Origin of the sequence: Staphylococcus croceilyticus, assembly GCF_002902575.1 — a bacterium.
GTDB classification, from domain to species: Bacteria; Bacillota; Bacilli; order Staphylococcales; family Staphylococcaceae; genus Staphylococcus; species Staphylococcus croceilyticus.
The window spans coordinates 1-7,528 of the sequence record NZ_PPRD01000034.1 but is presented as its reverse complement, the minus strand read 5'-3'; the positions used below and the strand labels follow the sequence as shown (position 1 = coordinate 7,528).

Here is a 7,528-nt window from a genome sequence, read left to right as displayed (position 1 = left end):
ATCCTGAGCCAGGATCAAACTCTCCATAAAAATTTATGATGTTTGATTAGCTCATAAAACTAAATAGTGTTTGTAACTTATCGTTACACTTATTGGAATTAACGTTGACATATTGTCATTCAGTTTTCAATGTTCATTTTTTAAAAAACAATCTCTTTCATTATATAACTTTTATTTTTAAAAGTCAATAACTTTTTTCGATTACTTTTATTATTTTAAATCATCATTTAGAGCTTTGCAATGGTAAGTTTTAGACCTTTTTAACAAACCCTTAATAGAATTTACATTCTTTTTGACGACTTTTATATCATATCAAATTGATATATATAAGTCAATAACAATTTAAAATATTTTTTACTGTTGAACAACTGTTGTACTTCTGTTGCTCACAAAAAATTATTCTACCAGGTTTTTAAAAAATTGCAATAGAAAAAACGCATAAAATCTAATATTTTATGCGTTTAAATTACACTTTTTTAGTTTTTATTTTTTAATAGTAGATGCAATCACTTTTTGAGCTATTTGTTTATAGATTCCACCTAAACGATCATCTTCTTGATAAATTGATGGAGAAAAGTCTACAGGATTCCAAGTTGGCTGTTCGAGAGGTAATTCTCCTAATAGTTGCGTATTTAATTCATCCGCTAATTTACTACCTCCACCTTTACCAAATACATATTCTTTGTTGCCTGTCTCTTTACTTTCAAAATAACTCATGTTCTCAATAACACCTAAAATTGAATGTTCGGTATGTTTAGCCATAGCACCAGCTCTCGCTGCAACAAATGCTGCTGTTGGATGAGGTGTTGTCACAATAATTTCTTTACTACTTGGTAACATTGAATGAACATCTAATGCCACATCTCCAGTACCTGGAGGTAAATCAAGTAATAGATAATCTAGTTCTCCCCATTTCACTTCTACAAAAAAATTCGTCAACATTTTACCTAGCATTGGACCACGCCAAATGACTGGAGCATTCTCTTCTACAAAGAAAGCCATAGAAATTACTTTTACTCCGTGGCGTTCAACTGGAATAATTGTTTTACCTTCAACGCCTGGTTTTTCATCAATCCCCATCATATCCGGAACACTAAAACCGTAAATGTCAGCATCAACTAGCCCTACTCTTTTGCCTTCACGAGCTAAAGCAACTGCTAAGTTAACAGCCACTGTTGATTTACCTACGCCACCTTTACCAGATGCAATAGCTATAAATTCGACTGGATTATCTTTTGATAATAATCCTTCAATTGTTTTAGGTTGTTCTTTCTTTTTGCCTGTATATTGTTCAACTTTATCAGCAGGTAGTTCTTCAAAACGTATACCCACTGTGTTTGCTCCATTCTCTTTAAGTGCCTTAACAATTGCCATTTGTAAATCTAATTGAGGCTGTCCTCCTAATTGTGCAATCGCAACTTTAACACTCACATGTTCTATTTCATCTTTTGTTTTAACTTCGACAATACCATCTGTTTCTTTAAGAGGCACATCGATAATTGGATCTTTTAATTCTCCAACTATTTCTTTTACTTGATCTACCGTTAACAATGTAAATCCCCCTTAGTATTCTTTATATGTGTATTTTAACAAATATGCACATACCTTGTGACTATCTCATTTAGTATATTATTTTTAATTAAACAAAAAAAGAAGTTAGCTCATTATTCCAGACTAACTTCTTTAATCATTAATACTATAAATCACGTGTATTTTTATTACGTTGTGAAGGATGTCTATCTTCTTTAATAAACAATGCGAATACAAATCCTATGATTACTAATACAGAAACAATAGCAAATGATAAATCGACACCTGCTGCAACACTTTGGCGTTGAAGTATTTCTTTGCTTACATGTTGAGTTGAATCAGGACTTAATAGTTTAGCGCCCATGCTCATAAATGTAACCATTAGTGCCGTACCTAATGAACCTGCCATTACACGTGCAAAGTTCATAATTGCAGTACCATGTGAGATGTCTTTATTTTCCAAAGCATTAATACCTGCTGTGTTAATAGGCATCATTAACAGTGATACAGCAAACATTCTTATAGCATATACAAATACTAATAAAGTATATGACGTATCGTATTTTAAGAAAGCTAAGAAAATGGTAGTAATAGTTAATATAGTAAAGCCAGTTAATATTAATATTCTAGGTCCGTATTTATCGTAAATTTTGCCGGTATAAACTGACATTAATCCATTTAATAATGCGCCTGGCATAATTACCATACCGGACATAAATGCTGAAAGACCTAAACCATTTTGTACAAATAATGGTATAAGTAAAGCAGGACCAACCATTGACATCATTACAATCATTGAAGTAATGGTACTAAATGTAAATATTTTACTTCTAAATACCCATAAATTTAATAAAGGATTAGAAATTGATAGTTGTCTTCTTATAAATATGCCTACAATGATAATTCCAATGATAAATGAAATAATTACGATTGGATTCGTAAATCCTATATTACCTGCACTACTAAAGGCATATAGCATCAATCCAAAGCCTAATGTTGAATAGACTACAGAACGTTTATCCAATTCTGTTTGTTTTGTTTCATTATAGCTTGTTAAGGAAATGGCGCCAAAGATAAATCCAACTAAAGAGATACCGACTACTACTATAAAAGGTACTCTCCAACTGGCATTATCTATGATTAATCCAGAAAATGTAGGACCAATTGCTGGAGCAAACTGAATAACTAAACCTGCAAGTCCCATTGCGAAGCCACGTTTTTCTTTAGAGAATAAAGTAAATAATGTAAATTGCATAAGAGGCATGATAATACCTGCGCCCATCGCTTGAATCACTCTAGCAACCATTAATGTACCAAAGTTAGGCGCAATCGCTGCAATAATAGAACCAACTAAGAATGTTCCCATTGAAACTAAATAAAGAGGTTTGGTTTTAACTCTATCCATTAAAAATGCTGTTAAAGGAATCATCGTTCCGTTAACTAACATAAAACCTGTCACTAACCATTGCGCTGTATTCTCAGAAGTGTGCAATTCTCTCATAATATGAGGTAACGCTGTATTTAATAGCGTTTGATTTAAAATGGCTATAAATGCACTTAAGAGCATAACGGCAACGATTAAATTTCTTTTATGCTTCGATATTTCACTATTTGCCATTGCTAATAATCTCCTTTTACTTAATCAGTGCTTAAATATTCAAACAAACATTCTTTCTTTCCGCAAATTAAATGCTTATATTTATTTATTCTCATTTAAATTTTCACTATCCGGATAAAATATAATTTTAAAAATATATAATAAGCCGATGATAACCGCAATTACCCAAAATTCAATTTTTATATATACATAATGGATATGGATAATAAAGTAGAACATCACTGTAGTAACTACATATGAAATCAAATGATAAGTCGCCCCGTTAAAATATGGATTATTAGGTAATTGTTTTCTAAAATAATCCATCTGATGTTCAATCGCAAATAAAATAAAATAGCCAAAAACGATGTAACTACCATAATAGAGCAAGTTATCAAAAAAGCTCTTATTATATGTGAAATACCCTAACTTTAAAAAAATAAGGATTCGACTTATCCCAAATAAACCAAATCCTAAAAACGTTAAAAATATGCCACCTGAAATTATGAATATAGCGAGGACAACAATCGTCACAACAATATTATCAAATTTATTTTTTAAAAAACGCATTAATATTGCCCTCCTATTTTAGTTTTACACGCATATTTTATCACTTATGATAGCCAATATAAAATTTAAAGAGTCTGAACCAACGGTTTATATCCTTTATACAAGTAAAGTAATTCTAAGTTAAAATAATTCATTTTACATAAGTTCATAATTGCAAAATAAAAAAGCAACCAGTAATCAATTCAGATAGAACGAATTCACTGGTTGCCCGATATTAAGTAATGCTTGTTTTCAATTTAACACTTATACCCATTATTGTGCACTTTGTAGATTATTTTTATACAATGTTGTCCAAACAACAATTAAGACTATTGCTACCACTGACACTGCACCAAGTATGTTGTGTAAATTACCATCTATTAATCCGGTAGACATAGCATATAAATATCCCATTATAGTAGAGCCAATAGATGAACCTAAATTTTTAGTTAACGCATAAAATGACATCATTTTCTTCATATGTTTCGAACTTGTTTCTTCTTGTACAATGACACTGTCTTTTGTATAAACAAATCCAAAACTTAAACCTGCTAATATAACTGTTGCTGCTATTAGAAGTGGTGCATTTGAACCAAAGATTAAAATGATACTACTTACTAATAATAAAGTGAAGGCACCTATATATAATGCTTTTCTAGATAATTTATCTTCTATTCTAGCTAGATTAAAGTTTAAAGTAAGCCATGCTACTGATAGAGGGAAGATGACTAAACCACTTTGTAAAGGAGATAATTTCAAATGATCTTGAAGATAAACAGGAATATATAAGTTATATCCCATTAAACAGACTGCGATTAATAAATCAGTTATAAATACTAATGAGACTGAACGATTAAATTCAGCTATAGGAATAAATGGATGTTCAATTTTATTTTCAAATTTAAATAATATCACGGCTACAATAATAGCTAAAATCAATGCCACTAAATTTAAAATAAGCATTGATTTATTTAAAATACTAAACATTAATAACCCAATAAAGATATAGAAGAGAGACAAGCCTTTTACATCAAAGCGACCTGCTTGTACTTCCGTTTCTTCTGAAAAATGAAATGTAAGGAATGCTAGAATAATGGCAATGATTGCAATTGGGATATTAATAAAGAATAACCAATGCCATGTTGCAAATTCTAAAATGCCTCCTCCAAGTAATGGACCAATAATACTTGAGATTCCCCATACACTACCTACGATGCCCATAATTTTATAACGAAAAGGAATTTCAAAAGCAAGTTTCGGGACGATTTGTGTTAATGACATCATGACCCCTGCGCCAAGGCCTTGAATAGCTCTTGATACAATAAGCATATAAAATGTGCCACTCATACCTGACATTAAACTACCAATACCAAATAAAAGTAACCCTACCATTGCAATATATAAAATTTTAAATCGAGTTAATAGTTCGCCTACAATAGGATTTGCTACTACTAAAGCGATAAAATAAACAGTGAATACTAAAGATATTTCAGATCCTGCATGTAAGTCTTTACGTATCGTTGGCATAGCTAATGAAATAATCGAACTTTCAATCGCAGCCATAAACATTGTCAAGACTAACGTGACTACAATGCCTATAGATTTAACATTCATCTATTCAACCTCCTTAATTTTTAAAGATATTTTTTAAAAGTCATGTAATAGCATAATCTTATATGATAGTTAAACGCAATGAAAATTGAACGATTTATATAAAAATAAGACTGATGACCTATGATCATCAGTCTTTTTAAATATATTTGTCTTCTGATTAAACTCAAATTTATAGGATTTAATTGTTAGGTATTGCTTTATTTTACATGAAATAGAGAATAGCGATTAAATGTAGAAATGAAGCGATTACTATAAATATGTGCCAAATCATGTGAAAATATGGACGATTCTTCTGGGCGTAAAACCATGCCCCAATTGTATAGGCAAGCCCACCAAGTACAATAAATAATAAAAAGAGCCATGAGGTACGCATTATAATGATTGGTAAAAATATAATGCCAACCCATCCCATTACTAAATACACGATTAAACTAAGTTTTTGATTAACTCTGACAGAGATAGATTTATATAATATTCCCCATATAGTAGTTCCCCATAATAGTAGAAATACGATCCATCCTATCCAACCACCTACTACAGTTAACAATACTGGGGTATAAGTTCCTGCAATCGCTACATAAATCATACTATGATCTATAATTCTCAATATGTATTTATGTGCTGTATAGTTTTGCATGGAATGATAAATAGTTGAAGAAATAAACATCATAAATATACTAATCACATATATCGAAACACTAACTGAGCTTAATGTACCATGTTCGTTATAACTATGGACTGCCGCATATGGCAATATAAATAACGTTAATAAAGCAGCAGCTCCATGTGAAGCTGCATTACCTATTTCTTCTCCAAAAGATAGAGGAATGATGTCTTTAAATGATTCAACAACAGTATCTTTTGTACTCTTAGATGTTTTAGACATCTGCTTCCACCATCCTTACTAAATTAAATTCATTCGTTCTAAATCAGCAGTAGCTGTTTCAACACTGTCTTTACCTTCTTTATTTTTTAAAGGTGAAAATTCTTCATCACGAGGAACTTGTAGTGTTATGAAATCTTTCGCATATCTGAAAATATCAAAGTAAAATAATTCAAATTTTAAAGTAGGTTGTTCAATCACGCCAAAATCATCATCTAATTGTTTTAATTTTTTAATAGCTAAATGATATGGTAAATCCTCACTTACCGCTTCTTTAATAAACGATAATTTAAATGCATGAATACCAATATTAGCGTTATCAAATGTATTAGCTACTTCTTCATCTAACTCAGAATATTCTAATACAGTATCTTTACTATCTTTATTAACTAATCGTCCTACACTTTCTCCATCCTTAGGCTGTATTGATTTAGATGTAACATCTTTATCGTTTACAACTGTATAACCCGCAAATAGAGGATCTAGAACTTTTACTAAGACGTTGTCTATATTATTTAGGAAGATAAACTTAACACCATCTGATTTCATTTTATCTAAATAGCCTTGTTTCTCTAAAGATTTGAATACGCCACCATTACCATTCGGTGTTTCCATAATATAACCTTGTTCATTTAGCACAAGACGTCCTTCTTCACTTAGTGCCACGATATTATCTTGTTTGAAAAAGTGAATATTATCTGGATTATATCCAAAATAATTATGGTCTTTGAAATATGTTAAAGTTTCATCATGATTGATATCACTAGTCATGATATACCAATTTAATAAATGACCAGTTTCTTGTTTTAAATGCAATAATTGTCTAGCTTGTAGTTCAAATAAGCTTACACCTTTAATTTCGAAAGAACCTTTAGGCCCTTTATAGCCTAAGCGTGTGCCTTGACCGCCAGCCATTAATAATACTGCAAACTCACCATTTCTAATTGCTTCAATACCTTTACGTTCGTATTTTTCACGTTCTTGTTCTGTTAAGTCTGCTTTGCGCATAAATTCAACTTCTGACACTGATGAAACATCAGAAATCGTTTTACGATTAATATAAAGATCTTGATAAAGATTTTGAATAAATTCTAAATCCAACGTTTCAACTTTGCTTTTTAGCTGTTCTTTTTCATTATTGCTCATTAACTTTTCATATTCACTTAAATGTTCCTGATTATATTTCTCTAATTTACTTTGGTCTAACATTTTAACTCTCCTTATAGGCAATTCAATGATTTTAAATTTTAAATAAGTATAATAAAAATTTTAAATACTTGATAAAACTTAACCCTGTTAGTCATCCTAACCAAATTTCTAATAATATAGTCTTTATTAATTAAACTATGTCATCT

General features: G+C 30.6%; 6 protein-coding genes. All 6 read right to left on the bottom strand.

Annotated elements, in window-relative coordinates:
• Positions 1-483: 483 nt before the first annotated feature.
• The 6 genes from CD128_RS05710 to CD128_RS05685 all read right to left on the bottom strand — a co-directional run bounded on the left by CD128_RS05710 (position 484) and on the right by CD128_RS05685 (position 7,382).
• A complete protein-coding gene (locus CD128_RS05710) occupies positions 484-1,551 on the bottom strand; it encodes an Mrp/NBP35 family ATP-binding protein (protein WP_103329075.1) in 1,068 nt (355 codons plus the stop codon).
• A gap of 145 nt (positions 1,552-1,696) precedes the next feature.
• Positions 1,697-3,148, bottom strand: coding sequence for an MDR family MFS transporter (locus CD128_RS05705; protein ID WP_103329074.1), 1,452 nt, complete (start codon positions 3,146-3,148; stop codon positions 1,697-1,699).
• An 81-nt stretch (positions 3,149-3,229) separates the two neighbouring features.
• Positions 3,230-3,697, bottom strand: a complete 468-nt coding sequence (locus CD128_RS05700; RefSeq protein ID WP_103329073.1) for a SepA family multidrug efflux transporter — start codon at positions 3,695-3,697, stop codon at positions 3,230-3,232.
• Between the two features lie 252 nt (positions 3,698-3,949).
• Positions 3,950-5,290 carry a multidrug efflux MFS transporter SdrM gene (sdrM, locus tag CD128_RS05695; protein ID WP_103329072.1) on the bottom strand — a complete coding sequence of 447 codons (1,341 nt, stop codon included), beginning with the start codon at positions 5,288-5,290 and terminating at the stop codon, positions 3,950-3,952.
• A gap of 202 nt (positions 5,291-5,492) precedes the next feature.
• Positions 5,493-6,176, bottom strand: coding sequence for a PAQR family membrane homeostasis protein TrhA (gene trhA / locus CD128_RS05690; protein WP_103329071.1), 684 nt, complete (start codon positions 6,174-6,176; stop codon positions 5,493-5,495).
• A gap of 18 nt (positions 6,177-6,194) precedes the next feature.
• Positions 6,195-7,382 carry a UTP--glucose-1-phosphate uridylyltransferase gene (locus tag CD128_RS05685; RefSeq protein WP_103329070.1) on the bottom strand — a complete coding sequence of 396 codons (1,188 nt, stop codon included), beginning with the start codon at positions 7,380-7,382 and terminating at the stop codon, positions 6,195-6,197.
• Between the last annotated feature and the right edge of the window lie 146 nt (positions 7,383-7,528).

Bases quoted from the DNA above. Each gene is read 5' to 3' on its own strand.
- CD128_RS05705 (WP_103329074.1), bottom strand. From the start codon at position 3,148: ATGGCAAATAGTGAAATATCGAAGCATAAAAGAAATTTAATCGTTGCC.
- CD128_RS05700 (WP_103329073.1), bottom strand. From the start codon at position 3,697: ATGCGTTTTTTAAAAAATAAATTTGATAATATTGTTGTGACGATTGTT.
- sdrM (WP_103329072.1), bottom strand. From the start codon at position 5,290: ATGAATGTTAAATCTATAGGCATTGTAGTCACGTTAGTCTTGACAATG.
- trhA (WP_103329071.1), bottom strand. From the start codon at position 6,176: ATGTCTAAAACATCTAAGAGTACAAAAGATACTGTTGTTGAATCATTT.
- CD128_RS05685 (WP_103329070.1), bottom strand. From the start codon at position 7,382: ATGTTAGACCAAAGTAAATTAGAGAAATATAATCAGGAACATTTAAGT.